This window comes from Saccharopolyspora hirsuta, assembly GCF_008630535.1.
GTDB lineage: Bacteria > Actinomycetota > Actinomycetes > Mycobacteriales > Pseudonocardiaceae > Saccharopolyspora > Saccharopolyspora hirsuta.
This window is the reverse complement of the sequence record NZ_VWPH01000001.1, coordinates 487,230-512,946: the sequence shown is the minus strand read 5'-3', so window position 1 is coordinate 512,946 and position 25,717 is coordinate 487,230. Positions and strand designations below refer to the sequence as shown.

Sequence of the window (25,717 nt, the reverse complement as noted above, 5' to 3'; positions counted from 1 at the left end):
ATTTCCGTGATCAACCGCGCACGCCGCCGAGGATCCGGCGGGCGTCGCGGTCCGGGTCGACCAGCAGGGCCATCACGATCCCGCCGACCACGACGGTCACCCCGAACAGCTGGAAGGCCTGCGCGTACCCGGCGCCGGGCGTCGGCGCGACGTCCACCAGCGCACCGGTCAGCGCCGGGGCGAACAGGCCGGAGAGGGTTTGCAGCGCGAGGAAGAACCCGAGCGCACCGGGCTGCTGGCGGGTCGGGCTGATCTGCGAGACCACCGCGTTCATCACCGGCAGCGACACCACCATGAACCCGTAGGCCACCACCACGACGGTCACCGCGGCCCAAGCCCCGCCCACGTAGGGCAGCGCGGCGAGCAGGCCACCGCCGAGCAGCAGCGACACCGCGGGCAGCAAACCGCGCTGGACGCGGGCGCTGGAACCGCGCGAGATCATCCGGTCGGTCAGCCAGCCAGCACCGACCATCGCGATCATCCCGGTGATGCTGGGCAGCCCGAACATGGTGCCCGCCTGCACCCGGCTGAACCCGAGCCCGACCTCGAAGTAGGACGGCAGCCAGGTCAGCACCACCGACACCATGCCGTACACCATGAAGGTGCCGACCGCGCCGCCGATGAAGCTGCGGCTGAGCGCGATCTTGCGGAACGGCACGCGGGTTTCGCCGTCGTCGCGCTGCACGGCGGCCTTGCCGCGCGGCGTCGCGTACGGGCCTTCGCGGCCGATCAGCAGCCAGGCGACGCACCAGACCACGCCGACCAGCGCCAGCGTCACGAACGCCGCCCGCCAGCCCCAGGTCACCACGATCAGCGTCAGCACCGGCGCGACCGCGATCTTGGCGATCGAGGCGCCGGAGGACAGCCACGCCGAGGGCAGGCTGCGCTTCTCCTTCGGGAACCACTCGAAGGTCCCGGCGTTGGCCATCGCGGTCGCCGGGCCCTCCGCCGCGCCGAGCGCGATCCGGCTGATCAGCAGCGCCGCCCCGGTCGCCGACAGCAGCACCGGGACCTGCGTCAACGACCAGAGCACGGCGAGCCCGAGCAGCACCCACTTCGTCTTGACCTTGTTGGCCAGGAACCCGACCGCCACGCCGCTGATGCTGTAGAGGAAGAAGAACGCGCTGCCGATGAAGCCGATCTCGGCGCTGCTGAGCCCCAGCTCGGCCTTCAGCGGTTGGGCGACGATGCCCAGCACCGCCTTGTCCGCCCAGTTGACGATCATGAACAGCACGAGCATCGCGGTGATGGTCCAGGCCATCGCCGGGCGGAAGACCGGCTGCGCGGCCGGTGGGGACACGACGCGATCCAGGTTGCCAGCGGTCATGCGGACCGTCCCTTCGTCGGAATGGCCGTGCGGCGCTCGCCCGCCGGCAGGGCCATTCAACGAGACCCCCGTCACACGGTCAAAGACGCCGACCTGAACACATGGATAGGCAACCGCTATTGGTCCGGGACCGCTGACCGGACCGCCCCCTCCGCGAGCGGCGATGGCCGCGAGGACGGTCATCGCCGCTCTCACGAGCATCACCCGAGGATGCGCTGGGCGTCTCGCTCGGGGTCGACCAGCAGGGCCGTGGCGATGCCGCCGACCACGACCGCCAGGCCGAAGACCTGGAACGCGAGGGCGAAGCCCGCGCCCGGCGTGGCCGCGACGTCCACCAGCCAGCCGGTCAGGGCCGGGGCGAACAGCCCGGACGCCGACTGCAGCGCGAGGAAGACGCCCAGCGTCCCGGCCTGCTGGGCGGGTGGGCAGATCTGCGACACCGCGGCGTTGGCCAGCGGCAACGCCGCCGCCCCGATGCCGTAGCCGACCACCACCGCGATGATCGCCAGCACCGGCGAGGCGAGGTACGGCAGCAGCGCGAGCAGCAGGCCGCCGACCAGCAGCGCGACGGCGGGCACCAGGCCGCGCTGCACGCGGGCGCTCGAACCGGCTGCCACGCGGCGGTCGGTGAACCAGGAGACCGCCAGCATCGCGGTCATGCCGGAGATGCTCGGCAGGCCGAACATCACCCCCGCCTGCAACCGGTCGATGCCCAGCCCGACCTCGAAGTAGGACGGCAGCCAGGTCAGGATCACCGACACCAGCCCGTACATGGTGAAGGTGCCGACCACGCAGCCGAGGAAGGTGCGCGACAGCGCGATCCGGCGGAACGGCACCCGCTGCACCGCGACCGGCGCGGACCTGCGCCCCAGCGGCGCCGCGAACGGGCCCTGCCGCCCGATCAGCGCCCAGGCCAGCGCCCACGCGACCCCGGCCAGCGCCAGCACGACGAACGACGCCCGCCACCCCCACACCGCGACGATCAGCGCCAGCAGCGGCGCGATGGCGATCTTGGCGATCGAGGCGCCGGAGGACAGCCACGCCGACGGGAAGCTGCGCTTCTCCTTCGGGAACCACTCGAACGCCGCGGCGTTGGCCAGCGCACCGGACGGCCCCTCCGCCGCACCGAACCCGATCCGGCTGATCAGCAGCGTGGCGAAGCTGGCCGACACCAGCACCGGGACCATGGTCAGCGACCACAGCGCGGCCAGGGTGAACAGCACCCACTTGGTCCGGACCCGGTTGCCGATGAACCCGACGGTCAGCCCGGTGATGCTGAACAGGAAGAAGAAGGCGCTGCCGATGAACCCGACCTGCGCGGAGGTCAACCCGAGCTCTTCCTTCAGCGGTTGGGCGGCGATGCCGAACACGGTCTTGTCGGCCCAGTTGACCACGATGAACAGCACCAGCATGCCGGTGATCGTCCAAGCCATCACCGGCCGCTGGACCGGTGCGGCGGTACCGGGCGCGACCTCGTGCACTCTGTCAACGGACATGCGGGGTCCCTTCAGCAGGAGCGGAGCGGCGATCGGAGCGCGAATACCGCGGGGAGAGCGGCGATCGGAGCGCGAATACCGCGGGGAGAGCGGCGAACCACCGCTCACCCATTGAAGGAGACCCCGATCACACCGTCAAAGAGCAACGCCCGAACGCACCGATAGCCCACCACTATGGACACATCGCGTTCGCGGAACCCGAGCTGTACCAACTTATTTCGCGGAACGAAGCACAACAAGGGTCTCACCGGTCGCGGCGGATCCCGGTGGCTCGGTGGTGATACTTCGTGGGCTTTGCGAGGAGGGGTGCGGTTGGGCGGGGGGTTGGTTCGGGTTCAAAGCGGTAGGGGGTCGCCTCGTGGGACGCAATTTCAATCGAAATTGGCTTTGTCGCGTTCTCGACGGAACCTGCGGTGGCGAGGTGCGCCAATTTCAATCGAAATCGCGGCCCTCACCACCACGCCCGAGGCCGTGGTACAGGGGCCGAGTGGCCGAAGGCGGTCAACAGCAGGCGTGACCGGACGTGTATTCCGTTCCGTGCCACCAGAATCCTTCTTGTTGCGGGAGGGTCCTGATGGTGTGCGTCGGTCGGGCGGATGTGCGTTCGAGGGGGTCGCCGATCAGTTCTTCCACTGTGTGCAGGACGCCGCCCAGCATCACCTTCCTGGTCTGGGCCAGGGCGTTGATGTCGGTGAGCGGGTCGCCCTGCACGAAGGCCAGGTCGGCGAGCTTGCCCGGGGTGATCGTGCCCAGTTGGTCGGTCATGCCGAGGATTCGTGCTCCGCCGACCGTTGCCGCGCGCAGCACGTCGTGGTGGTCGATTCCGTTGCGCGCCATGGTGTCCAGGTTCAGGTGGTGGAAGATCGCGTGCGGGACCAGCGGCGAGTCGGTGCCGACACCGATGTGCCCACCCGCCGCCACGATCCGGCGGACGGTGGCCACCTGCCGCGCGTTGTACCGCAGCTCCAGCTCCGGGTAGCGTCCGGCCGCCTCCTGCACGTCGGCGCGGAACTGCTGGTACATCTGCTCCGGCAGCAGCGCCTTGAGGCGGGGATCGTCCAGCGCCCACTCCGCGAAGTGGTAGACCGCCGGGGTCGCCGCGTCGGCCAGTCCCAGCGTCGGCGTCAACGACATCCCCGCCCGCACCGCGGTGTCGACGACGTCCGCGTAGGCGCGACCGGTGTGGCTCTCCTTGTGCCGGTGGCCGTAGCGGCTGGTGGCTCCGGTGTGCTCGACCGCGTCCGCGCCCAGCGCCGCTGGCCCGTACAAGTAGTGCGAGCTCACCGGCACCCCGGCCGCGTGCGCCCGCTCGATCGCCTCCCGCTGGCGGGAGTACGGCAGCCGCACGTAGGTCTTGACCATGTCGTGCCCGAGCTCGCCGACCCGCTCCAGCTCGCGGCGCAGCTCGTCGGCGTCGGTGATGCTCCGGTTGCTGTCGTAGTACACCCGGCTGCCGTCGACGATCTCCCCGGCGGTGAACAGCCGCGGGCCCAGCCGGTTCCCCGACTCCTGAGCCTCCTTCGCCTCCACCGCGGCGTAGTGCCCCGAACCCGGCGAGCGCACCGAGGTGACGCCGAAGGACAGCCACAGCCGGGGGATCCGGTTGTTCTCCCACGGCAGGTGCTCGTGCGTCGCGACCATGCCCGGCAGCACCGTCAGGTCCCGCGCGTCGACCACCTCCGCCCCCGGCGCGGCGAGGTCCGGCCCGACCGCCGCGATCCGGTTGCCCCGGACCAGGACGTCGACGTTGCGCCGCAGCTCCCGGTGCTCGCCGTCCCACAGCGCCCCGGCGCGGACGACCACCTCGCCGTCCGGTCGCCGCGGGCGCCAGGTCAACCGGGTCGGCACCGACCGCACCCCGCCGCTGCGCACGTCGACGATCCGGAGGCGCCCGTTGGACAGGAAGAGCAGGCTGCGGGAATCACCGCTCCAGCTCGGGCAGTCGCCGGTCTCCCCGCTGATCCGCCGCGGCGCGCCCACCGGCCTCGCCTGGTCGTCCACATCGGACACCCAGACGGTGCCGGACACCACGAAGGCCGCGCTGCGGCCGTCGGGCGAGTACACCGGTCCCGCGTCGATCCGGTTGGCCAGCGACTTGCCGGGCAGCGGCGGCGTGTACTCGGCCGCGCCGGTGGCCAGGTCCACCGTCAGCACCTGGTTGCCGCCCTCCCGGTACCGCCTGGTCACCGGGACGAACCCGGCCAGCCCCAGCTTGGTGCCGTCGGCGCTGAAGCACGGTCGGCCGGGGGCGTTGAGCGGTCCGATGACCTTGCGCACCGCGCCGGTCGACAGCTCCGCGGTGCACACCCAGTTCCCGGACAGGAAGGCGACCGCGCGCCCGTCCGGGCTGAAGGCCGGTGCGCGCTCGACGCCGTCCAGGTCGGTCAGCTGGCGCTGCTCACCGGTGGTCAGGTCGTGCAGCCACAGGTCGAGCCGCCCGTTCCGGTCGCTTGCGAACACCAGCGTCCGCCCGTCCGGGGACCAGGCCGGGGCGCCGTTGAAGTTCCCGTCGGCCACCACCTGCTCGGGTTCCCGGTCCGGCCGCAGCAGCCAGATGCCGCCGAGCGCCTGGCAGGCGACCTGCTGCCCGTCGGGCGACAGCGCGGGCCCCACCAGCCCCTTGACCGGCCGCGGCGCGGAGCTGTCGAAGTCGCGCGCGCTCGCCCGCTCGACCGCCGGGCGCACCGAGACCTCGGCGGTGAACGGCACGTCCCGGACCTCGCCGGTGCGCAGGTCGCGGCGGCGGATCTTCCCGTCGGCGGTGTAGAGCAGCTCGTCGGCGGACAGCCAGCGCGGCGCGAACGGGAACACGTCCTCGTCCGGGTCGGACACCTCGCGGCCGTCGACCACCAGCGAGGCCCGGTCGGTGGTCAGGTGCACGTAGCCGAACCTGCCGTCGGGCGCGAAGGACGGCCCGGCGAGCTGCCCGTCGGCGACCTCGACCAGGGTGCGCCGGCGGCCGGACGCGTCCACCGCGTCGATCGCCTTCGGCGCGTTGTCCGCTCCCCTGGTGAAGGCGATCGCCGAGCCGTCGGGGAACCAGACCGGGTGCGCCTCCTGCTCGGTGCCGGTGGTCCAGTCGGTGATCCGGCCGGTGGCCAGCTCCAGCACCCGGATGCCGTACCGGCCGCCGGTCTCGCCGGAGAAGGCGATCCGGGTGCCGTCCGGGGAGAACCGCGGTTCGCGGTGGTCGCTGGAGCCGCTGGTCAGCCAGGTGAGCCCGGAGCCGTCGAGGCCCAGCAGCGCCAGGTGGAACTGTCCGTCCTGATAGGACTGGCACACCAGCCGCCGCCCGTCCGGTGCGATGTCCGGCTCCCCGGCCTCCTGCACCACGTCGGTGATCCGGACCGCCTCCCCACCGGTCAGCGGCACCACCCAGAGCATGTTGAGCAGGTCGAACACCGCCGTGCGCCCGTCCGGCGAGGCCGCGACCGCGGCGTTGGTGGCCTCGCCGATCTCGATCTGCCGGGTGCCGGGGGCGCCGGGTTCGGCGAACGCCACCGGCTCACCCGCCAGCCTGCTCAACAGCCACGCGGAGCCGAGTCCGGCGGCGGCGCGGCCGCCGTGCGCGAAGAGCGCTCGCCGAGACAGATCCACCACGCACCTCCGGGAATGCGGCGACGGATCAGCATTCAACGCGCGTCCGGCGATCTCGGCAAAGTTCGTCATCCGGATGGCAGCTCGGCGAGCGCGAGGCGTGTGCCGATCGGCCGATGCCGGTTCACCCCATCGGCAGAACCTCCCGGCCGCCCAGCGTTCGCCCGCCCGACCACTTCTGGTGGTTCACATCGTGATCGCGATCGGGCAAGGTCGAGCGCCGAGTTGCGTGGAGGTGAACGAAGGTGGGCCAGTTCAACCGCGGCGAGCGGTTCACCGCAGTGACGACCGGTCTGCTGGTGACGCTGCTCCCGGCGCTGGCGCTGGGCGGCGACGCGCTGGTGGAGGAGGTCGAACGGGCCCGCGCGGCACCGCCACCACCGCCGGACGTGGCGATCAACGGCCAGCTGCCCGCCCAGGAGCAGCTCAGCCCGGAGTTCCTGGACGAGGTGCGCAGCCAGCAGGACCTGTCCGAGCGCGCCGAGCCCGCGGACCGGGTGCCGACCGGCCCGCTCGGCATCCCCGGCACGGTCCTGTCGGCCTACCAGCGCGCCGACCGGACGTTGGCCAGCACTGCGCCGCGGTGCGGCGTGCACTGGTCGGTGCTGGCCGGGATCGGCCGCATCGAGTCGCACCACGCCCGCTCCGGCCGGGTGGACACCAGCGGCCGGACCCTCTCCCCGATCCTGGGACCGCGCTTGACCGGCGGCCCGGGCATCGCGGCGATCCGCGACACCGACGGCGCGGCGCTGGACGGGGACGCGATGTGGGACCGAGCGGTCGGCCCGATGCAGTTCATCCCGTCCACCTGGCGCCGCCACGCCGCCGACGGCAACGCGGACGGCGCCCGCGACCCGCACAACGTCTTCGACGCGACCCTCGCCGCGGGCCGCTACCTCTGCAGCGGCGGCGGAAACCTCCGCGACCGGACCCAGCTGGCCGCGGCGATCTTCCGCTACAACCACTCGGAGACCTACGTCCGGAACGTCCTCGCCTGGGCGGACGCCTACGCCCGGGGCGTCATGCCCACCCCCAACGACACCGCGCTCCCGCCCAACGCCGAACTCGTCGCCTTCACCCAACCACTCCCCGGCGACGTCCCACCCCCACCACCACCGCCCCAAGCCGCCGGAGCCCCAGCCCCAGCTCCGGCACCGGCACCAGCGCCGGGTCCGGCGCCTGCGCCGCCACCCGCACCGGCACCCCAGCCACCGCCCCCGGGAACCACCGCTCCGCCGCCCCCGCCACCACCATCGGAGCCTCCGCCTCCCCCGCCGTCAGAACCACCGCCGTCCTCAGAACCGCCACCGACGTCGGAGCAACCACCTCCCCCGAGCGAACCGCCGCCGACCTCGGCACCGCCGCCCAGCTCGGAGGCACCGGCGACCACCACCGCGGAGCCGACCTCGACCGCCCCGTAACGGCTCGGCGGCCGATCTCGGGCGATACTGAACCGGTGGGAGTTCCTCTGCGCGCCTGGGCCGCCGCGGTCGGCACGTCCCCCGCGTCGCGCTACTGGGAATCGCCTCCGCCCGCGAACGTCGCCACCGCGGTCGGACGGCGTTGGCAGGGCTGCGCCGGGTGGGACCGGGAACTGCGGATCCTCCCGGACGGCTGCGCGGATCTGGTGTGGGACGGCCACGAGCTCGCCGTCGTGCGCATCGCCGACGCACCAGAACGACGCGCGCTGCCAGCAACGGCGAAACCCTCCGGCGTGCGACTGCGGTGCGGGGCGGCGGGCTCCGTGCTCGGCACAGCGCTGTCCGAGCTCCCCCGAGGGGCGACGCGGCTGGTCGATCTGTGGGGCAGCCGAGCCGCGCAGGCCGAAGAGCTGCTGGCCGAGTCGCCCCGTTCAGCCCACCTGCCGATCGTGGAAGCGCTCATCGCCGAACGCCTCCGCGACGACAACCGGCCGGGCGCGGTGGCCGTGAGAGCCGCCCGCCAGCTCCGGACGACGTCGGCCAAGCCCGCGGACATCGCCACCGAGCTCGGCATCAGCGAGCGCGGCCTGCGGCGGCTCCTCCGGCACGAGACCGGCTTGAGCGCGAAGCAGCTCCAGCGGGTGCACCGCTTCCAGCAGTTCCTCGCCCGCCTGCCCGCGCTCGCGCGCGGCACCGCCTCGCTGGCCGCGGTGGCCGCCGACCTCAGCTACGCCGACCAGTCCCACCTGGGGCGGGAGTGCCTCCGCTTGTCCGGTTCGTCGCCCGCGACCCTGGTCCGCAGCTGGGCGCGCCAGGACCGGCTGGCCGAAAAGTTCCAGACGCCCCGACGCTGCCCGGGGAAACTCGGCGAGCATGACGACCGATCCCGGTGATCCCGCCACGTTCCGCCTCACCATCGCGATCCGCAGCGACGACCTCGACGTCAACGGCCACGTCCGAGGTCCCGCCTACCTGGCCTACGGCGACCACGCCCGCTGGGCCTGCCTGGTCGCGGCCGGGGTCGACCCCGCACGGCTGCGCACCCACCACGGCGTGGGCCCGGTCAACCTCGAAACCACCATCCGCTACCACCGGGAACTGCTCCCGCTGGGCGAGGTGGAGGTGACCTGCGAGTTCCACTGGCGCGACGGCAAGACCAGCCGGGTCCGGCAGGAACTGCGCAACCCGGACGGACTGCTGGCGGCGGAGATCCGGAGCACTTCAGGACTTCTGGACCTGACCCACCGCCGCCTGGTCGAAGACCCGGCCCGCTACTGGCGCCTCGAAGCGACCAACCCCCACCTCCTCAACCTCTGAGGAGCAGCTCACCGGTTCCGGTTCCAGAACTGGTGCGTCAGGCCGCTCGGCGAGGTCGTCGACTCGACGGTGAAGCGGTCCTGGACCTCCGCCAGCACGTCCCAGATCGAGACCCCGCGGCCGAGGACGATCGGGACGGTGACCAGGTGCATGAAGTCGACGAGGTCCGCCTGCAGGAACTGCCGGACCGTGGACGGGCCGCCGCCGATGCGGACGTCCTGGCCGTCGGCGAGGCCTCGGGCGTGCTCGAGCGCGTCCGCGGGGCTCGCGTCGAGGAAGTGGAAGCTGGTGCCGTTGGCGAAGGAGATGGGCTCGCGAGCGTGGTGGGTGAGCACCACCACCGGGGTGCGGAAGGGCGGTTCGTCGCCCCACCAGCCCCGCCACCCGTCGTCGGTCCACGGGCCGGTCTGCGGGCCGAACTTGCCGCGGCCCATGATCTCCGCTCCGATGCCCTGCCCCCAGGTGCTGGTGAGCGCGCGGTCGAAGGTGATCGGGGCGTCGACGGCGTGCACCCCGTGGATGAACCGCCCGTCGAAGCTCTGGAACAACCGCCCGGCCTCACCGATCGGCTTGTCGAGCGTGATCGTCTCGCCCGCGCTGTAGCCGTCGAGGGAGACGAAGAAGTTGTGCACTCGGGTCCTGGCCATGCGCCACCTTCGGGGTCTGGTTGCCGACTGGCCACCGAACCTACAACCACCGATTGCGTTTTGCAATCGGATCACCCGGCGCGAAGACGAAGGGCGCCTCCTGGCAGCTGCACTGCCGGGAGGCGCCCTTCACCGGGAAGCGCCTACGCGATGGGGCGGTCGGTCGGCGCGATGGGGGCGGGGAGGATCTTCCGGTTCGTCAGGTAGGCGTCGACCCCGGCCGCCGCGGAGCGGCCCTCGGCGATCGCCCAGACGATCAGGGATTGACCCCGGCCCATGTCGCCCGCCGTGAACACACCGTCCACAGTGGTCATGAAGTTCTCGTCCCGGGCCACGTTGCCGCGGGGGTCGAGCTCCACGCCCAGGTCGGTCAGCAGACCTTCGCGCTCCGGGCCCACGAATCCCATCGCCAGCAGGACCAGCTGGGCCGGGATCTCGCGCTCGGTGCCCGGGACCGGGTCGAAGCCCGAGTCGGTGCGGCGGACCTCCACCAGGCGGAGGGCCCGGACGCGACCCGCGTCGTCGCCGAGCATCTCCTGGGTGCTCACCGAGTACAGGCGCTCGCCGCCCTCCTCGTGCGCCGAGGACACCCGGTAGATCATCGGGTACGTCGGCCACGGGTTCGCCTCCGGGCGGGACGACGGCGGCATCGGCATGATCTCCAGCTGCGTCACCGACGCCGCGCCCTGGCGGTGCGCGGTGCCGACGCAGTCCGCACCCGTGTCACCGCCGCCGATGACCACCACGTGCTTGCCCTCGGCGTGGATCGGCGACCGCTCCAGGTCGCCCTCCTGCACCTTGTTGGCCAGCGGCAGGTACTCCATCGCCTGGTGCACGCCGTCCAGCTCGCGCCCCGGGACCGGCAGGTCGCGGGCCTTCGTCGAACCGCCCGCGAGCACCACCGCGTCGTGGTCGGCGCGCAGCTGCTCCGCGGTGACGTCCACGCCGACGTTCACCCCGGTGCGGAACTCCGTGCCCTCCGCGCGCATCTGGCCGAGGCGCCGGTCCAGCCGCCGCTTCTCCATCTTGAACTCGGGGATTCCGTAGCGCAGCAACCCGCCGACGCGGTCGGCCCGCTCGTAGACCACCACGCTGTGGCCCACGCGGGTCAGCTGCTGCGCCGCGGCCAGCCCGGCGGGGCCGGACCCGATCACCGCGACCTTCTTGCCGGTCGTGGCGCGCGGCAGCTGCGGGCGCACCAGACCGGAGTCCCAGGCCTTGTCGATGATGCTGATCTCGACCTGCTTGATGCTCACCGGATCGGCGTTGATGCCGACCACGCACGCCGCCTCGCACGGGGCGGGGCACAACGTCCCGGTGAACTCCGGGAAGTTGTTGGTGGCGTGCAGCCGCTCGGCCGCCTCCTGCCAGTCGTCCCGCCAGACCAGGTCGTTCCACTCCGGGATCAGGTTGCCCAGCGGACAGCCCTGGTGGCAGAACGGGATGCCGCAGTCCATGCAGCGCCCGGCCTGCTTCTGCAGCTTGGGCTGCGCGAACTCCTGGTAGACCTCGCGCCAGTCCTTGATGCGCACGTCCACCGGTCGACGCTGCGGCGTCTCCCGCGGCGTCGTCATGAACCCCTTGGGATCAGCCATGAGCCGCCTCCATGATGGCCTCGTTGACGTCGCGGCCGTCGCGTTCGGCAGCGCTGCGCGCCGCGAGCACCCGCTTGAAGTCGCGCGGCATGACCTTGCTGAACCGCTCGACCGAGGTGTCCCAGTCGGCCAGCAGCTCGCGGGCCACCGCCGATTCGGTCTGCTCGTGGTGCCGCCGGATGCGGTCGTGCAGGAACTCCCGGTCCGCCTCGTCCAGCGGGTCCAGGTCGACCATCTCCGGGTTCACCCGCGCCGGGTCGAGGTCGAGCAGGTAGGCGATGCCGCCGGACATGCCCGCCGCGAAGTTGCGCCCGGTCGGCCCGAGGATCACCACCCGGCCGCCGGTCATGTACTCGCACCCGTGGTCGCCGACGCCTTCCACGACGGCGGTGGCCCCGGAGTTGCGCACCGCGAACCGCTCGCCGACCACACCGCGCACGAACATCTCACCGCTGGTCGCACCGTAGAGCAGCACGTTGCCCGCGATGATGTTCTGCTCGGCGGCGAACGGCGCCGCGGGGTCGGGCCGCACCACGATCCGCCCGCCGGACAGGCCCTTGCCGACGTAGTCGTTGGCATCGCCCAGCAGCCGCAGGGTGATGCCGCGCGGCACGAACGCGCCGAAGGACTGCCCGGCCGAGCCGGTGAACGTCACGTCGATGGTGTCGTCCGGCAGGCCTTCGCCGCCCCACCGCCGGGTCAGCTCGGAGCCGAGCATGGTGCCGACGGTGCGGTTGACGTTGCGCACCGGCATGTCCAGCCGGACCGGCCGACCTTCCTTGAGCGCACCCTCGCACAGCTGGATCAGCGTGTTGTCCAGCGCCTTCTCCAGCCCGTGGTCCTGCTCGACGACCTGGTGCCGCGCGGTGCCGCGGGGCAGCTCCGGCACGTGCGTGATCGGCGTGAGGTCCAGGCCCCGGGTCTTCCAGTGCCGCACCGCCTCCGAGGTGTCCAGCAGGTCGGCGTGGCCGATCGCCTCGTCGAGGCTCCGGAAGCCCAGCTGCGCCAGGTACTCCCGCACCTCCTGGGCGATGAACTCGAAGAAGTTCACCACGTACTCGGCCTTGCCGGTGAACTTCTCGCGCAGCAGCGGGTTCTGGGTCGCCACGCCCACCGGGCAGGTGTCGAGGTGGCAGACCCGCATCATGATGCAGCCCGAGACCACCAGCGGCGCGGTGGCGAAGCCGTACTCCTCGGCGCCGAGCAGCGCCGCGATCACCACGTCGCGCCCGGTCTTGAGCTGCCCGTCGGTCTGCACCACGATCCGGTCGCGCAGGTCGTTGGCCAGCAGCGTCTGCTGCGTCTCGGCCAGCCCGAGCTCCCAGGGACCACCGGCGTGCTTGATCGACGACAGCGGCGAGGCACCGGTTCCGCCGTCGTGGCCGGAGATCAGCACCACGTCCGCGTGCGCCTTGGACACACCCGCCGCGACCGTGCCCACGCCCACTTCGGACACCAGCTTGACGTGGATCCGCGCCCTGGGGTTGGCGTTCTTCAGGTCGTGGATCAGCTGCGCCAGGTCCTCGATCGAGTAGATGTCGTGGTGCGGCGGCGGCGAGATCAGCCCGACGCCCGGCGTCGAGTGCCGGGTCTTGGCGACCCACGGGTACACCTTGTGGCCCGGGAGCTGGCCGCCCTCGCCGGGCTTGGCGCCCTGCGCCATCTTGATCTGGATGTCGTCGGAGTTGACCAGGTACTCGCTGGTCACGCCGAACCGGCCGGAGGCGACCTGCTTGATCGCCGAGCGCCGCGAATCGCCGTTGGCGTCCGGGGTGAACCGCTCGGAGTCCTCGCCGCCCTCACCGGTGTTGGACTTGCCGCCCAACCGGTTCATCGCGATCGCCAGCACCTCGTGCATCTCCTGCGAGATCGAGCCGTAGGAGATGGCGCCGGTGGCGAACCGCTTGACGATCGACGACACCGGCTCGACCTGCTCGATCGGCACCGGCTTGCGCACGCCCTCGCGGAACTTGAACAACCCGCGCAGGGTCATCAGCTCGCGGGACTGGTCGTCGACGGCCTTGGTGTACTCCTTGAACACCTCGTAGCGACCGCTGCGGGTGGAGTGCTGGAGCTTGAACACCGTCTGCGGGTTGAACAGGTGCGGCTCGCCTTCGCGCCGCCACTGGTACTCGCCGCCGACCTGCAGCGTGCGGTGCGGCGCCTGCACGCCGTCGGACGGGTAGGCGCGGCGGTGCCGTTCGGCGACCTCCTCCGCCAGCACGTCGAACCCGACGCCGCCGAGGCGCGAGGTCGTGCCGGTGAAGCACTGCTGCACGACCTCCTCGCCGAGCCCGATCGCCTCGAAGATCTGCGCGCCGGTGTAGGAGGCCACAGTGGACACGCCCATCTTGGACATGGTCTTGCGGACGCCCTTGCCCAGCGCCTTGATGAGGTTGTCGGTGGCCTGCTTGGCGTCCACGCCGCGGATCGCGCCGGTGCGCACCAGGTCCTCGACGGTGGCCATCGCCACATACGGGTTAACGGCAGCGGCGCCGTAACCGATGAGGAGGGCGACATGGTGCACTTCCCGGACGTCGCCGGCCTCGACGATCAGCCCCACCTGGGTGCGCTTCTTCTCGCGCACCAGGTGGTGGTGCACCGCACCGGTGGCCAGCAGCGACGGGATCGGCGCGTGCTCGGCGTCGGCGGCGCGGTCGGAGAGGACCAGCACGTGCGCGCCGTCGGCGACGGCGGCCGAGACCTCCTCGCAGATCTCGTCGAGCCGGTTGCGCAGCGCTTCACCGCCGCCCGCGACGTGGTAGGTCATCGACACCACGGCGGGCTTGAGGCCCGGCCGGTCGCCGTCGTCGTTGAGGTGCACGATCTTGGCGAGCTGGTCGTTGTCCAGCACCGGGAACGGCAGCGCCAGGTTGCGGCAGGCCGCCGGGTGGTGGTCGAGCAGGTTGTGCTCCGGCCCGACGTGGGTGCCCAGCGAGGTGACCAGCTCTTCCCGGATCGCGTCCAGCGGCGGGTTGGTGACCTGCGCGAACAGCTGGGTGAAGTAGTCGAACAGCTGGCGCGGGCGCTCGGAGAACGCGGCGAAGGGCACGTCGTTGCCCATCGAGCCGATCGGTTCGGCGCCGGTGGTGGCCATCGGCTTGAGCAGCACGCCGAGCTCTTCCTGCGTGTAGCCGAAGACCTGCTGCCGGTGCACCAGCGAGTCGTGCGAGGGCAGCTCCCGCTCGCGGTCCGGCAGGTCGGCCAGGCGCACCACGCCCGCGTCCAGCCACTCCTGGTACGGGTGCTCGGCGGCGAGCTCGCCCTTGATCTCGTCGTCGTCGATGATCCGCCCGGCCCCGGTGTCGACCAGGAACATCCGGCCCGGCTGCAGGCGGCCCTTGCGGACGACCTTGTCCGCGTCGACCTCCAGCACGCCGACCTCGCTGGCCAGCACGACCAGCCCGTCCTCGGTCACCCAGTACCGCCCGGGGCGGAGGCCGTTGCGGTCGAGGACCGCACCGATCTGCGTGCCGTCGGTGAAGGCGACCAGCGCCGGGCCGTCCCAGGGTTCCATCAGGTAGTTGTGGAACTCGTAGAACGCGCGGCGGGCCGGGTCCATCTCGGCGTGGTTCTCCCACGCCTCCGGGATCATCATCAGCACCGCGTGCGGCAGCGACCGGCCGCCCAGGTGCAGCAGTTCCAGCACCTCGTCGAAGGTCGCCGAGTCGCTGGCGCCCGGGCTGGCGATCGGGAACAGCCGCTGCAGGTCACCGGGGATCAGGTCGGTGGCCAGCATGCTCTCGCGGGTCCGCATCCAGTTGCGGTTGCCCTTGACCGTGTTGATCTCGCCGTTGTGCGCGATGTACCGGTACGGGTGCGCCAGCGGCCACGACGGGAACGTGTTCGTGGAGAACCGGCTGTGCACCAGGCCGATGGCGCTGGCGAACCGCTCGTCGCCGAGGTCCGGGTAGAACGCGCCGAGCTGGGCCTCGGTGAGCATTCCCTTGTACACGATGGTGCGCGCCGACAGGCTCGGGAAGTACACGTCGGCCTCGTGCTCGGCCCGCTTGCGGACGCAGAACGCGCGCCGCTCCAGCTGCAGCGGCGTCTCGTCGGCATCGTGACCGAGGAAGAGCTGGCGGAAGCTCGGCATCGTCTCGCGCGCCGAGGTCCCGGCGCAGTCGGGGGCGACCGGCAGGTCGCGCCAGCCGAGCAGCCGCAGGCCCTCCTCGGCCACGATCCGCTCGATGGTCTCCGCCGCCCGCGCCGCGTCGTCGGGGTCGGCGGGCAGGAACGCCGTGCCGACCGCGTAAGCACCGCGCTCTGGCAGGTCGAAGGGCACTTCGGCGCGGAAGAACGCGTCCGGGACCTGGGTCAGCAGACCCACACCGTCACCGGTGTCCGGGTCGGCGCCCTTGGCACCGCGGTGCTCCAGGTTGCGCAGTGCGGTCAGGGCCTTCTCGACCAGCTCGTGGCTCTGCCGACCCTGCAGGTCGGCGACGAAGGCGACACCGCACGCGTCGTGCTCGTGGGCCGGGTCGTACAGACCGTCCGCCGCGGCGCTGCGTTGCGCCACGCTTCTTGCATGGTGGGAAAGGGACATCGTACCTCCCGTCGTCAGGCCGCGGTCCGCAGCAGGGCATGACTCACCCGCGGCGGAGCCGCAAGAACCTTTGGGGGCACTGACAAAAGGATGCGCCGTTGCACTCTTGGTCAGTTTGAGGCACTCTACATATCGAGCGCCCGGAAAGCTACCGTCAAGTAACGCCAAATTAAGCGAATGTTGCTCCGCTCCCAGGTATTGGGACAGCGCTGTCGCAATCCCTGCGAGCTCGGGGAATTCTGCACCACGACACTGTCCATACGCGACTGCCGGGCGCGACGAGTGGCGTTGTTCACGATCTTCTTGCGGTGACGGCGAAGCCCCGCCGGGCGGCCTCGGATTCGGTTCAGAACCGGGCTTTTCGCGCCCGACCAGGCGCAATTCACCCGATCGCCAACGAGTTCCGCCCTCCGGAGGCGGCCGACCCGGCCACCTCCGGAGGCCACCGCGTCAGCGCGGTTCCGGCCGGACCCGCTCGTCCACCAGTACCGAGGGGTCCTCCGGAGTACTCGCGATCGTGCGATTCCGGACGAAAAGGCCGAGCAGCGCCAGCAGCAGCAGACCCAGCAGCAGGTAGGGATTCCCGAAGAAGTGCTGCGCCGGGGTCCACGGAGGACCGGCGGGCAACGATTTGAACACGGCGGCCAGCACGGTCGCCAGCGTCAGCGCGGCGACGCCGAACCACCACGGGCTGCGCAGCCGGACGGCGCAGCCGACCATCACCAGCAGCGCCGGGGCGCACCACACCCAGTGGTCCGACCACGACGTCGGCGAGACCAGCAGCGCCAGCAGACCGTTGGCCATCACCGCCAGAGCGGGCTCGGTGCGGCGAACCGCGTAGGCCACCACCGCCGCGCAGGCCAGCGAGAGCAGCAGCCACAGGCCGTTCTGCACCGACGGCGCCAGCTCCAGGCGGGCCAGCCCGCCCATGATCGACTGGTTGGTGTGGAAGGCCGAACCGCTCACGCCGTGCGCCGGTCCCTTGCCGAACCAGTACTCCACCGCGGCCTGGTAGTTCAGCGCGAAGCCCACCGCGGTGCCGAGCGCGGCGGTGGCCACCGCGGTCGCCGCCGCGCGGAACTCCTTGCGGAACAGCAGGAACAGCAGGAAGGCGGCGGGGGTGAGCTTGATCGCAGCGGCGATGCCGATCAGCGCGCCGCGCGGCCAGCGCGGGTTGATCGCCAGGCAGTCGACGACGACCAGCCCCATCAGCGCGATGTTGATCTGGCCGAGCCCGAAGGAGGCGTAGACCGGTTCCAGGAACAGCGTCCAGGGCAGCAGCGCCATCGCCACCGCCAGCGCACCGCGCCGCCCGACGGCCGCCCACATGTGCCGGGTGACCAGGTACAGCGCCGCGCCGATGGCGAGCAGGTCGACCAGGTACAGCGCGGCCAGCCCGGCGACGAACGGCAGCAGCGCGAACGGCAGCAGCGGCAGCAGCGCGAACGGCGGGTACACCCACGGCAGGACGCGCCCGATGCTGACCGTCGGGGCGGTGTTCATGATGTCGCCGCCGGCCAGCCAGGTGTGCACCGCCCAGCGGTAGACCTGGTAGTCGATGGCCGAGCCCTGGTCCAGCCCGGCCCGCCGCAGCACCAGCAGCAGCACGAAGGAGATGACCAGCAGCGGCACCGACGCGGCGATGATGCCGCGCGAGCGCCGCACCACGAAACCGCGCAGCCGGTCCGGGAGTTCACCGAGGTCAAGCACAGGATGGCCGGATTTGAACTGCACCGTGGCCACACCGGGTCCTCTCGATCGGGCGACCGACGTCGATCACCGGTGCGTGATCGACCGATCACGCCGCGTTCGCCTGGGTCGCGGGAATACCCCTTGAAGAACCGGAAAACTTTAACGCACCGGATCTCCGGCACAGCGCACGGCTCGCCGGAAGCCCTCGGTCACCGGACGGCTCCGTCGAGCGATCCCAGCAGCTTGGCCAGCAGCACCCCCAGCTGCTCGCGCTCGTCAGCCCGCAACGGCGCGAGCAGCTGCCGCTCGCGCTCCAGCTGCACCGGGAAGAGCCGGTCGATCAGCTCCCGCCCGCGCTCGGTGAGCCGCACGTCGACCTCCCGGCGGTCGCGCTGGGACGCGGTGCGGCTGATCAGGCCCTCGCCCTCCAGCCGGGCGAGCCGCTTGGTGGTGGCCGCCCCGGAGGACAGCGTCTCCCTGGTGAGCTGGCTGGGCCGCAGCCCTCCCCCGGCCCGCCGCAGCGCGCTGAGCACCTCGAACTCCATCCGCGACAACCCGACCTCGGCGAACGCGGCGTCGTCGAGCTGGTTGGTCAGCGCGTTGAGCCGCCGCACCCGGCCGATCACGTCGATCGGGGACACATCGAGGTCCGGTCGCTGCTCGCGCCACTGCGCGCAGATCCGTCCGACCGCGTCGTCCACCGTCACTCCTTCACGGGTAAAGCATCTGGTAATATTTTACTAGTGAACGTTCTCGACCGCGCCGAACCCGACTCCGCCCTGACCCGCCTGCGCCGGACGCTGCGCGTCCGGGACGCGCTGAGGTACACGCGGACGATCGGTGGGGTTGCGGTCCCCGCGCTGCGGATCGGGGTGTCCTTCGGCGTCCCGATCGCCGCGCTGGCGGCGGCCGGGCGGACGGACCTGGTGCCCTTCGCCGCGTTCGGCGCGTTCACCTCGCTGTACTGCCGGGTCGACACCTGGTCCCGCCGGGCGCGTCTGCTCCCGCTGATCGCGCTGGGACTGGTCGCGAGCGTGGCCACGGCAACGATGATCGCGGCCACCACCGACGACGCGCTCATCGGGGTCCTGGTGCTCAGCGCGATCGCGACCGTCGGCAAGCTGGCCGCCGACGTGCTGGAGTTCGGCCCGCCCGGCGGCCTGATGTTCGTCTTCGCGGCCGGTGCCGCCGCCTACGCAACGCAGGACTGGTCGGCCGCTGGCCTGCACATCGGGGTCACCGCGGCCTCCGCCGCGCTGTCCGCGGCGCTGAGCCTGCTCGGCAACCTCCTGCACCCGACCGGCCCGCACCGAGTCGCCGCCGCTCGTGCGCTGGTGGCCGTCGCCGATCACCTCGACAACCCCAACCCCGCCACCCGGCACCGCGCGCACCTCGCGGTGCACCGGGCCTCGGCAACGCTGCGCGGCACCGGGCGCACCGTCACCGCCCTCCGCGCACACCTCGCCGACGCCGAGCACCTGCTGCACCACCCCGCCGACGCGGTGCACCTGCGCGACCTCGCCCGCAAGCTCCACCGCGGCCGGATCCCCCAGCCGTCGTCCGCACCGCAGTTTCAACTGAAACCGCGGTCGGCCCCGGGTGACGGATCACAGTTTCAACTGAAACCGCGGTCCGCCCGGATCTCGCCGTTCCTGCCCAACGCGGGGCGGATGCTGCTGTCCTGCCTGATCGCCGGGCTGGTCACCATCGCGGTGGGTCTCGACCACGCCTACTGGGCGGTGGTGTCGGCCAGCGCGGTCCTGCAGTCGACCAACGCCACGGCCACCTGGCTGCGCACGGTGCAGCGGCTGTTGGGCACGCTGGCCGGTGCCGTCGTGGCGTTCGCGATGTTCGGCCTGCACCCGAGCCCGGTGGTGATCCTGGTGCTGGTGGTGGTCTGCCAGCTGGTCGCCGAGCTGTTCGTCCAGGCCAACTACGCGCTGGGCCTGCTGTTCGTCACCCCGCTGGCCCTCGGGCTGGCCTCGCTGAGCAACCCGGGGGCGCACAACGAGCTGATCGCCGAGCGCATCACCACGACCGTCCTCGGCGCGCTGATCGCCGCGGCGGTGAGCCTGGTCCTGATCAACCGCCAGTCCGCCCGCCGCCTGAACGCGGCCCTCGCCGAGTGCCGCGAAGCCCTGCAGCAGCTCCGCGGCGCCGAGGAGTCCACTGTGGCCAGAGCCCGTCTCACCCGCGCGGTCTTCGCCCTCCGCAACGCGCACGCGGTCGCCGACGGCGAACCCTGGCACCGCAACCCCCGCACCCGGGAAGTCCTCGACACCGAGCACGAGGCCTACGAACTCCTGGCGGCCACGGCCCCGTCCCGCACGACCGCGTGACGGGACCGCGGCCCCGACGGTCACTTCGGTTCGAGCACGAAGACCGGGATCTGCCGGTCGGTCTTCTCCTGGTACTCGGCGTAGGGCGGGTAGGCCGCGACCGCCCGCTCCCACCACTCGGCCCGCTCGTCGCCCTCGACCTCGCGGGCGACGAACTCCTTGGTCACGGTCCCGTCCTGCAGCCGGAACTCGGGGTGCGCCTTGATGTTGTAGTACCAGGTCGGGTGCTCGGGGGCACCGCCCTTGGACGCCACCACCGCGTACCGGCCGCCGTGCTCCACCCGCATCACCGGGGTGTAGCGCAGCTTGCCGGTCTTCGCGCCGCGCAGCGTCATCAGCACCACCGGTGACCCCTGGATCTCGACGCCCTCGGTGGTCCCGGTCTCGAGGATCTTCTTCGTCTGCTCCTGCACCCAGCTGGTGGGGCTGAGCTCAACGGTCTCGTCGGACATGTCCACGACCAACGCCGCCCGCTCCGCACCCATTCCTGCGGCCACCCGGATGGGCGATGGCCCGGTCAGGCCAGCGCGCCGCGGGCCCAGAGGTTGGCCAGCTCCCGGCTCACCTCCTCGACGTCGCGCTCCGGGTAGCGGTGCAGGACGAAGCGGGTGTAGGCGTAGTGCTCGGTCATGCCGCCCAGGAAGGCCGCGCTGAGGTCCGGGTCCAGGTCGGGGCGGATCAGGCCGCGCTCGATGCCCTTGCGGGCCATGCGGGTGATCCGGTCGTGGAAGGTGCGGCGGCTCTCCGCCTGCATCGCCTCGATCTCCGGGTCCGTCTGGGCGGTCTCGTGCAGCACGCGGAACAGGTCCGCGTTGTCCGCGTAGTAGCGGAAGTAGCGCTCCGTGCTGATCACCACCGACTCCACCGCGTCGGACGGGTTCCACTTCGCCCGGGACTGGTCGAACAGGCCCTGCAGCAGTTCGGTCATCAGCTCGACCAGCGCCTCGCGCTTGTCGGTGTAGTACCGGTAGAACGCGCCGCTGGACATGCCCGCCTCGGCCGCGATGTCGGCCACCCGCGAGGCGGCGAACCCGGAGCGGCCGAAAACCGCCCGCGCCGCGCGCAGCAACGCCTCCTTCGACCCCCGGCCCTTCGGCGTCTTCGGGCTGGCTACCGGTTGCAGCCGCTCAACGGCCACCGCGTCCTCCTGGTGACTCGGTACAGAGATGCGCCAACCTAGCGCAATCCAGAAAACTGATATTGACGTCAGTTTTACATGCTGCTTAGAGTGCCCGCCATCACACCTCTCGGGAGGCCAGCGTTGACACTCCCCCGCAGCTCCGCAGACCACGTGCTGGAAGTCGAGCAGCTCACCATCTCCTTCCCCGCCGGGAAGTCCCGCACCACCGCGGTGCGCGACGTGTCCTTCTCGGTGTCCCCCGGCGAGATCCTGGGCATGGCGGGCGAGAGCGGCAGCGGCAAGTCGCTCACCGCGCTCGCGGTCATGGGACTCCTGCCCGCGCCACCGGCGCGGATCACCGGGCGGATCCGGTTCGACGGCACCGACCTGCTGCGGCTGCCGGAACGCGCGCGGCAGGCCCTGCGCGGCGACGAGCTCGGCATGGTCTTCCAGGAACCGATGAGCGCGCTGGACCCGGTGTTCACCGTCGGGCACCAGCTGGTGGAGTGCCTGCTCGCGCACCGCAGCACCAGCAGGCGGGCAGCGCGCGAGGCCGCGATCGAGATGCTCGAAGCGGTCGGGATCCCGCTGCCGGAGCAGCGCTTCGGCGAGTACCCGCACCAGCTCTCCGGTGGGATGCGGCAGCGCGTGATGATCGCGATCGCGCTGATCTGCCGCCCGCGGCTGCTGATCGCCGACGAGCCGACCACCGCCGTGGACGTCACGATCCAGGCGCAGATCCTGGAACTGCTGCGCGACCTGACCCGGCAGCACGGCACCGCGGTCCTGTTCATCACCCACGACCTCGGCGTCGTCGCCGAGCTCTGCGACCGGATGGTCACGCTGTACGCGGGCGAGACCGTCGAGAGCGGTCCGGTGGCCGACGTGCTGCGCGCACCCCGGCACCCGTACACCTCCCGCCTCCTGCAGGCGATTCCGCGGATCGAGGCCCGGCACGCCGAGCTCAAGGCGATCCCCGGCCGGGTTCCGCCGCCGGACGCCCAGCCGCCGGGCTGCGCGTTCCACCCGCGCTGCGACCACGCCGCCGACGCCTGCCGCGAGAACCGGCCCGAACTGCTCCCGATCGCCGACGCGCGGTCGGTGCGCTGCGCCCGCGCTGCGGAGCTGACCTTGCCGGGGGTGGCCCGGTGAGCCCGCTGCTGCAAGTCGACGACCTGGCGGTCGCGTTCCCCGCGAAGCGCAGGGGCGAGCGGGTCCGCGCGGTCGACGGCGTCTCCTTCGCCCTGCGCGAAGGCGAAACGCTCGGGTTGATCGGCGAGTCCGGCTCGGGCAAGTCCACGCTGAGCCGGGCGCTGCTGCAGCTCGTGCGTCCTTCCGGCGGCGAAGTGCGCCTGGCCGGGACGAACCTCGCAGCGCTGCGAGGCCGCGCCAAGCGCGACGCGCTGACCAGGGTGCAGATGGTGTTCCAGGACCCGAACGCGTCGCTGGACCCCCGGATGCGCATCGCCTCCAGCGTCGAGGAACCGCTCGTGGTGCAGAGCAGGGGCAGCAGCGCCGAGCGCCGGGCCCGCGCGCTCGCGATGCTGGAAGCGGTCGGCTTGTCCGCCGCGCACTGCGAGCGCTACCCGCACGAGCTGTCGGGCGGGCAGAAGCAGCGGGTGAACATCGCCCGCGCACTCGTGCTGGAGCCGGCGCTGGTGGTCTGCGACGAACCGGTGTCGGCGCTGGACGTGGCGCTGCAGGCCGAGATCCTGGACCTGCTGCGCGGGCTGCAGGCCGAGCTGGGGCTGGCCTACCTGTTCATCACCCACGACCTGGCCGTGGTGTCCAGCATCGCCGACCGCGTCGCGGTGATGTACCTGGGGCGGCTGATGGAGCTCGGTCCCGTCGACGACGTGGTCGAGCGGCCGCTGCACCCGTACAGCGAGGCGCTGGTCTCGGCGCAACCCCGGATCGGGGAACGGCAGCGGGACCGGATCGTCCTCGACGGCGACATCCCCAGCCCGGTGCACCCGCCGTCGGGGTGCCGGTTCCGCACCCGCTGCCGGTACGCCGAGCGCAGGTGCGCCGAGGAGGTCCCGCAGTGGCGGGAGGTCGGTCCCGGGCGCTGGACCGCGTGCCACTTCGCCGGATCCCTGCCGCTGCGCGGCGTCGAAGGAGGTCGGGGATGAAGCGCATCGTCGCCGCGGGGTTGTCGCTGGCGCTCGCGCTGACCGCGTGCAGCGGCGGAGCGGCCGAGGTCGGCCAGCACCTGCGGGTGGCCTGGCGGTCCAATCCGTCCTCTTTGGACCCGCAACGCGGCAACTCCGGTTCGGACCACGCGATCCTGTACACCCTCTACGACACGCTGGTGTCGTTCGACCCGAGAACGCTGGAACCCGCGCCGGGTCTCGCCGAGTCCTGGGACCAGCACGACCCGAGAGCGCTGGTGCTGCACCTGCGGCCGGGCATGCGGTTCCACGACGGCACGCCGGTCGACGCGCAAGCCGTCAAGTACAACGTCGAGCGCGCCAAGGGCCCGGAGTCCAACATCAAGTCCGACGTGGCCAGCGTGACCGGCGTCGACGTCCTCGACCCGCTGACCGCGCGGCTCAACCTGGCCCGGCCGGACAGCTCGCTGCTGCTGACCCTGGCCGACCGCGCCGGGATGCTCGTCTCCCCCACCGCGGCCGAACGCGCCGGTGACGACTTCGAGCGCCATCCCGTCGGCGCCGGGCCGTGGCAGTTCGCCGAGTGGCGCTACGGGCAGTCGGTGCGGGTGCAGCGCTTCCCCGACTACTGGCAGCGCGGCTTGCCGCACCTGGACAGCATCACCTTCACGATCATGAAGGACGGCTCGACGGCGGTGAACGCGCTGCGCTCCGGCCAGCAGGACATCGTGTTCAACCCGCCGCCGCAGGACGTCGGGCTGCTCGCCGCCGCGAAGGGCACGGAGGTCTCGTCCAGCCCGCAGCTGTACCAGCTGATCATCTACCTGGACCTGAGCGCACCGGTGTTCCGCGACGAGCGGGTCCGGCGAGCGCTGAACCTGGCGCTCGACCGCGAGCAGATCCGGCAGGTCACGCAGTTCGGGCAGGGCGAGGTCGGCTGGACACCGCTGCCGTCGGACCACTGGGCGTTCCCGGCGACCGTGGCCCCCACCTACCCGCACGACCCGCAGCGGGCCAGGCAGCTGCTGGCCGAGGCCGGTCACGCCACGGGGCTGCGGTTCCCGCTGCTGACCTACCCGGACCCGGTCAACGTGCGGCTGGCCGAGGTGCTGAAGCACCAGCTCGGCGAGGTCGGCGTGCAGATCGACCTGATCCCGACCGAGCTCACCCAGGCCAGCAGCGAGTTCTTCAACGAGCGCAAGTACCCGGCGATGCTCTCGGCCTGGACCGGGCGCCCCGATCCGAGCCTCACCTACAAGCTGATGTTCACCGAGCGCGGCTACTACAACGCCGGGCACGTCGCGACCCCCGGCATCGACGAAGCGCTCAACGCCGCCAACAGCACCTCGGACCTGCCGCGGCGAGCGGCGGAGCTCGGTGCGGCGGCCCGGATCGTCGCCGACCGGTCGCTGTTCGTGCCGCTGATCTTCCCGCCCGCGGTGGCCGCCTACCGCGAGCAGGTGCACGGCTTCGAGCCGAACCTGCTGGGCAAGCCGAAGTTCACCGCTGTGCAGGTGGAACGATGACGGCCGCGGCGGTACGTCCGGGCCGGGACGCGGCCCTGCTGCGCACCATCGGCCGGCGGCTGCTGGTCGCGGTGCCGACGCTGGTGCTCGCGACCTTCGTGGTGTTCAGCCTGCTGCACCTGATCCCCGGCGATCCCGCGCAGGCCATCGCCGGGGAGCACGCCACCCCGGAGCGGTTGGCCGAGATCCGCGCCCAGCTCGGGCTGGACGAGCCGTTCCCGGTCCAGTACCTGGACTGGTTGCGGCACGCGGTCACCGGCGACCTCGGCGTCTCGCTGAGCACCGGCGAGAGCGTGGGAACCCTGGTGTGGCAACGACTTCCCACCACCCTGACGCTCGGCGCAGCGGCGCTGCTGGTGGCCGTGGGCATCGGCGTCCCCCTGGGCGTCGCGGCGGCGCTGCGGCAGGGGCGACCGGCCGACACCGCCATCACCGGTGCGGCCACGCTGGGCATCGCGGTGCCGAACTTCTGGATCGGCATGGTGCTGGTGCTCGTCTTCGCCGTCCAGCTGCAGTGGTTGCCCGCCACGGGTTTCGCCGGGCTCGCCGAGGACCCCGCGCAGGCGGTGCAGCACCTGGTCCTGCCCGCCATCGCGCTCGGCATGGTCGGTGCGGCCGAGGTGTGCCGCCAGCTGCGCTCCGCGCTGATCGAGGTGCTGCGGTCGGATTTCATGCGCACCCACCGGGCGAAGGGCCTGGCGCGCCGGACGATCGTCTGGCAGCACGCCTTGAAGAACGCCGGGCTGCCGCTGGCGACGATCATCGGGCTGCTGGTCAGCCGGGTGCTCGGGGCGAGCGTCGTGGTCGAGACGCTGTTCGCCATCCCCGGGCTCGGCACGCTCGTCGTCGAGGCGACCACCCAGCGCGACTACCCGGTGATCCAGGGCGTGGTGCTGGTGACCGCGCTGCTGGTGCTGCTCACGAACCTGGTGGTCGACCTGGCCTACCGGTTCATCGACCCGCGGATCACCCGGTGAACGAGG

General features: G+C 71.7%; 18 protein-coding genes. 8 read left to right on the top strand and 10 right to left on the bottom strand.

What is annotated here, in order from left to right:
* Window positions 1-10: 10 nt before the first annotated feature.
* From F1721_RS02325 to F1721_RS02315, 3 genes are all read right to left on the bottom strand, one after another.
* Window positions 11-1,327 (bottom strand): MFS transporter, encoded by a 1,317-nt coding sequence (locus tag F1721_RS02325; RefSeq protein ID WP_246154049.1) that lies wholly within the window; start codon window positions 1,325-1,327, stop codon window positions 11-13.
* A 200-nt stretch (window positions 1,328-1,527) separates the two neighbouring features.
* Window positions 1,528-2,823 (bottom strand): MFS transporter, encoded by a 1,296-nt coding sequence (locus F1721_RS02320; RefSeq protein ID WP_246154047.1) that lies wholly within the window; start codon window positions 2,821-2,823, stop codon window positions 1,528-1,530.
* A 501-nt stretch (window positions 2,824-3,324) separates the two neighbouring features.
* Window positions 3,325-6,420, bottom strand: coding sequence for an amidohydrolase family protein (locus F1721_RS02315; protein ID WP_246154046.1), 3,096 nt, complete (start codon window positions 6,418-6,420; stop codon window positions 3,325-3,327).
* 245 nt (window positions 6,421-6,665) lie between these two features.
* On the opposite strand from F1721_RS02315, the gene F1721_RS34705 reads away from it, so the two are divergent.
* Genes F1721_RS34705 through F1721_RS02300 form a run of 3 tightly spaced genes read left to right on the top strand, consistent with a single transcriptional unit; the run spans window position 6,666 to window position 9,158 of the window.
* Complete coding sequence (locus F1721_RS34705) at window positions 6,666-7,841, top strand: lytic transglycosylase domain-containing protein (RefSeq protein WP_246154038.1); 1,176 nt, start codon at window positions 6,666-6,668, stop codon at window positions 7,839-7,841.
* A 35-nt stretch (window positions 7,842-7,876) separates the two neighbouring features.
* Window positions 7,877-8,734 (top strand): helix-turn-helix domain-containing protein, encoded by an 858-nt coding sequence (locus tag F1721_RS02305; RefSeq protein WP_150064802.1) that lies wholly within the window; start codon window positions 7,877-7,879, stop codon window positions 8,732-8,734.
* Window positions 8,715-9,158 (top strand): acyl-CoA thioesterase, encoded by a 444-nt coding sequence (locus F1721_RS02300; protein ID WP_150064801.1) that lies wholly within the window; start codon window positions 8,715-8,717, stop codon window positions 9,156-9,158. The genes F1721_RS02305 and F1721_RS02300 overlap by 20 nt, the downstream gene beginning before the upstream one ends.
* A gap of 8 nt (window positions 9,159-9,166) precedes the next feature.
* On the opposite strand, the gene F1721_RS02295 is transcribed toward F1721_RS02300, so the two are convergent.
* The 5 genes from F1721_RS02295 to F1721_RS02275 all read right to left on the bottom strand — a co-directional run bounded on the left by F1721_RS02295 (window position 9,167) and on the right by F1721_RS02275 (window position 18,339).
* On the bottom strand, window positions 9,167-9,805 hold the full coding sequence (locus tag F1721_RS02295) for a dihydrofolate reductase family protein (protein ID WP_150064800.1): 639 nt from the start codon (window positions 9,803-9,805) through the stop codon (window positions 9,167-9,169).
* 143 nt (window positions 9,806-9,948) lie between these two features.
* Entirely contained in the window at window positions 9,949-11,400 is a 1,452-nt protein-coding gene (locus F1721_RS02290; protein WP_150064799.1) for a glutamate synthase subunit beta, read from the bottom strand.
* Entirely contained in the window at window positions 11,393-15,946 is a 4,554-nt protein-coding gene (gene gltB / locus F1721_RS02285) for a glutamate synthase large subunit (RefSeq protein ID WP_150064798.1), read from the bottom strand. The genes F1721_RS02290 and gltB overlap by 8 nt, the downstream gene beginning before the upstream one ends.
* 450 nt (window positions 15,947-16,396) lie before the next feature.
* A complete protein-coding gene (locus F1721_RS02280; RefSeq protein ID WP_246154036.1) occupies window positions 16,397-17,689 on the bottom strand; it encodes a glycosyltransferase family 87 protein in 1,293 nt (430 codons plus the stop codon).
* A 158-nt stretch (window positions 17,690-17,847) separates the two neighbouring features.
* The gene (locus F1721_RS02275; RefSeq protein WP_170301326.1) at window positions 17,848-18,339 is read right to left on the bottom strand and encodes a MarR family winged helix-turn-helix transcriptional regulator; all 492 of its coding nucleotides are present in this window, start codon (window positions 18,337-18,339) and stop codon (window positions 17,848-17,850) included.
* Window positions 18,340-18,381: 42 nt separating this feature from the next.
* Here F1721_RS02275 and F1721_RS02270 point away from each other — a divergent pair, with 42 nt between their 5' ends.
* Entirely contained in the window at window positions 18,382-19,977 is a 1,596-nt protein-coding gene (locus F1721_RS02270) for an FUSC family protein (RefSeq protein WP_150064796.1), read from the top strand.
* 20 nt (window positions 19,978-19,997) lie between these two features.
* Here F1721_RS02270 and F1721_RS02265 read toward each other — a convergent pair whose 3' ends face one another.
* On the bottom strand, window positions 19,998-20,429 hold the full coding sequence (locus F1721_RS02265) for a nitroreductase family deazaflavin-dependent oxidoreductase (RefSeq protein WP_150064985.1): 432 nt from the start codon (window positions 20,427-20,429) through the stop codon (window positions 19,998-20,000).
* A 65-nt stretch (window positions 20,430-20,494) separates the two neighbouring features.
* Window positions 20,495-21,115, bottom strand: coding sequence for a TetR/AcrR family transcriptional regulator (locus tag F1721_RS34275; RefSeq protein ID WP_170301325.1), 621 nt, complete (start codon window positions 21,113-21,115; stop codon window positions 20,495-20,497).
* 123 nt (window positions 21,116-21,238) lie between these two features.
* Here F1721_RS34275 and F1721_RS02255 point away from each other — a divergent pair, with 123 nt between their 5' ends.
* From F1721_RS02255 to F1721_RS02240, 4 genes are read left to right on the top strand one after another with little or no spacing between them, the layout of a single operon-like run.
* Window positions 21,239-22,249, top strand: a complete 1,011-nt coding sequence (locus F1721_RS02255) for an ABC transporter ATP-binding protein (RefSeq protein ID WP_246154035.1) — start codon at window positions 21,239-21,241, stop codon at window positions 22,247-22,249.
* Window positions 22,246-23,229: an ABC transporter ATP-binding protein gene (locus F1721_RS02250; protein WP_246154032.1), complete on the top strand. Its 984-nt coding sequence runs from the start codon at window positions 22,246-22,248 to the stop codon at window positions 23,227-23,229. The genes F1721_RS02255 and F1721_RS02250 overlap by 4 nt, the downstream gene beginning before the upstream one ends.
* The gene (locus F1721_RS02245) at window positions 23,226-24,734 is read left to right on the top strand and encodes an ABC transporter substrate-binding protein (protein WP_150064794.1); all 1,509 of its coding nucleotides are present in this window, start codon (window positions 23,226-23,228) and stop codon (window positions 24,732-24,734) included. The genes F1721_RS02250 and F1721_RS02245 overlap by 4 nt, the downstream gene beginning before the upstream one ends.
* Entirely contained in the window at window positions 24,731-25,711 is a 981-nt protein-coding gene (locus F1721_RS02240) for an ABC transporter permease (protein WP_150064793.1), read from the top strand. Before F1721_RS02245 ends, F1721_RS02240 begins: the two co-directional genes overlap by 4 nt.
* Window positions 25,712-25,717: the final 6 nt, after the last annotated feature.

Bases quoted from the DNA above. Each gene is read 5' to 3' on its own strand.
- F1721_RS02300 (WP_150064801.1), top strand. From the start codon at position 8,715: ATGACGACCGATCCCGGTGATCCCGCCACGTTCCGCCTCACCATCGCG.
- F1721_RS02245 (WP_150064794.1), top strand. From the start codon at position 23,226: ATGAAGCGCATCGTCGCCGCGGGGTTGTCGCTGGCGCTCGCGCTGACC.
- F1721_RS02295 (WP_150064800.1), bottom strand. From the start codon at position 9,805: ATGGCCAGGACCCGAGTGCACAACTTCTTCGTCTCCCTCGACGGCTAC.
- F1721_RS02290 (WP_150064799.1), bottom strand. From the start codon at position 11,400: ATGGCTGATCCCAAGGGGTTCATGACGACGCCGCGGGAGACGCCGCAG.
- F1721_RS02325 (WP_246154049.1), bottom strand. From the start codon at position 1,327: ATGACCGCTGGCAACCTGGATCGCGTCGTGTCCCCACCGGCCGCGCAG.
- F1721_RS02240 (WP_150064793.1), top strand. From the start codon at position 24,731: ATGACGGCCGCGGCGGTACGTCCGGGCCGGGACGCGGCCCTGCTGCGC.
- F1721_RS02320 (WP_246154047.1), bottom strand. From the start codon at position 2,823: ATGTCCGTTGACAGAGTGCACGAGGTCGCGCCCGGTACCGCCGCACCG.
- F1721_RS02265 (WP_150064985.1), bottom strand. From the start codon at position 20,429: ATGTCCGACGAGACCGTTGAGCTCAGCCCCACCAGCTGGGTGCAGGAG.
- gltB (WP_150064798.1), bottom strand. From the start codon at position 15,946: ATGTCCCTTTCCCACCATGCAAGAAGCGTGGCGCAACGCAGCGCCGCG.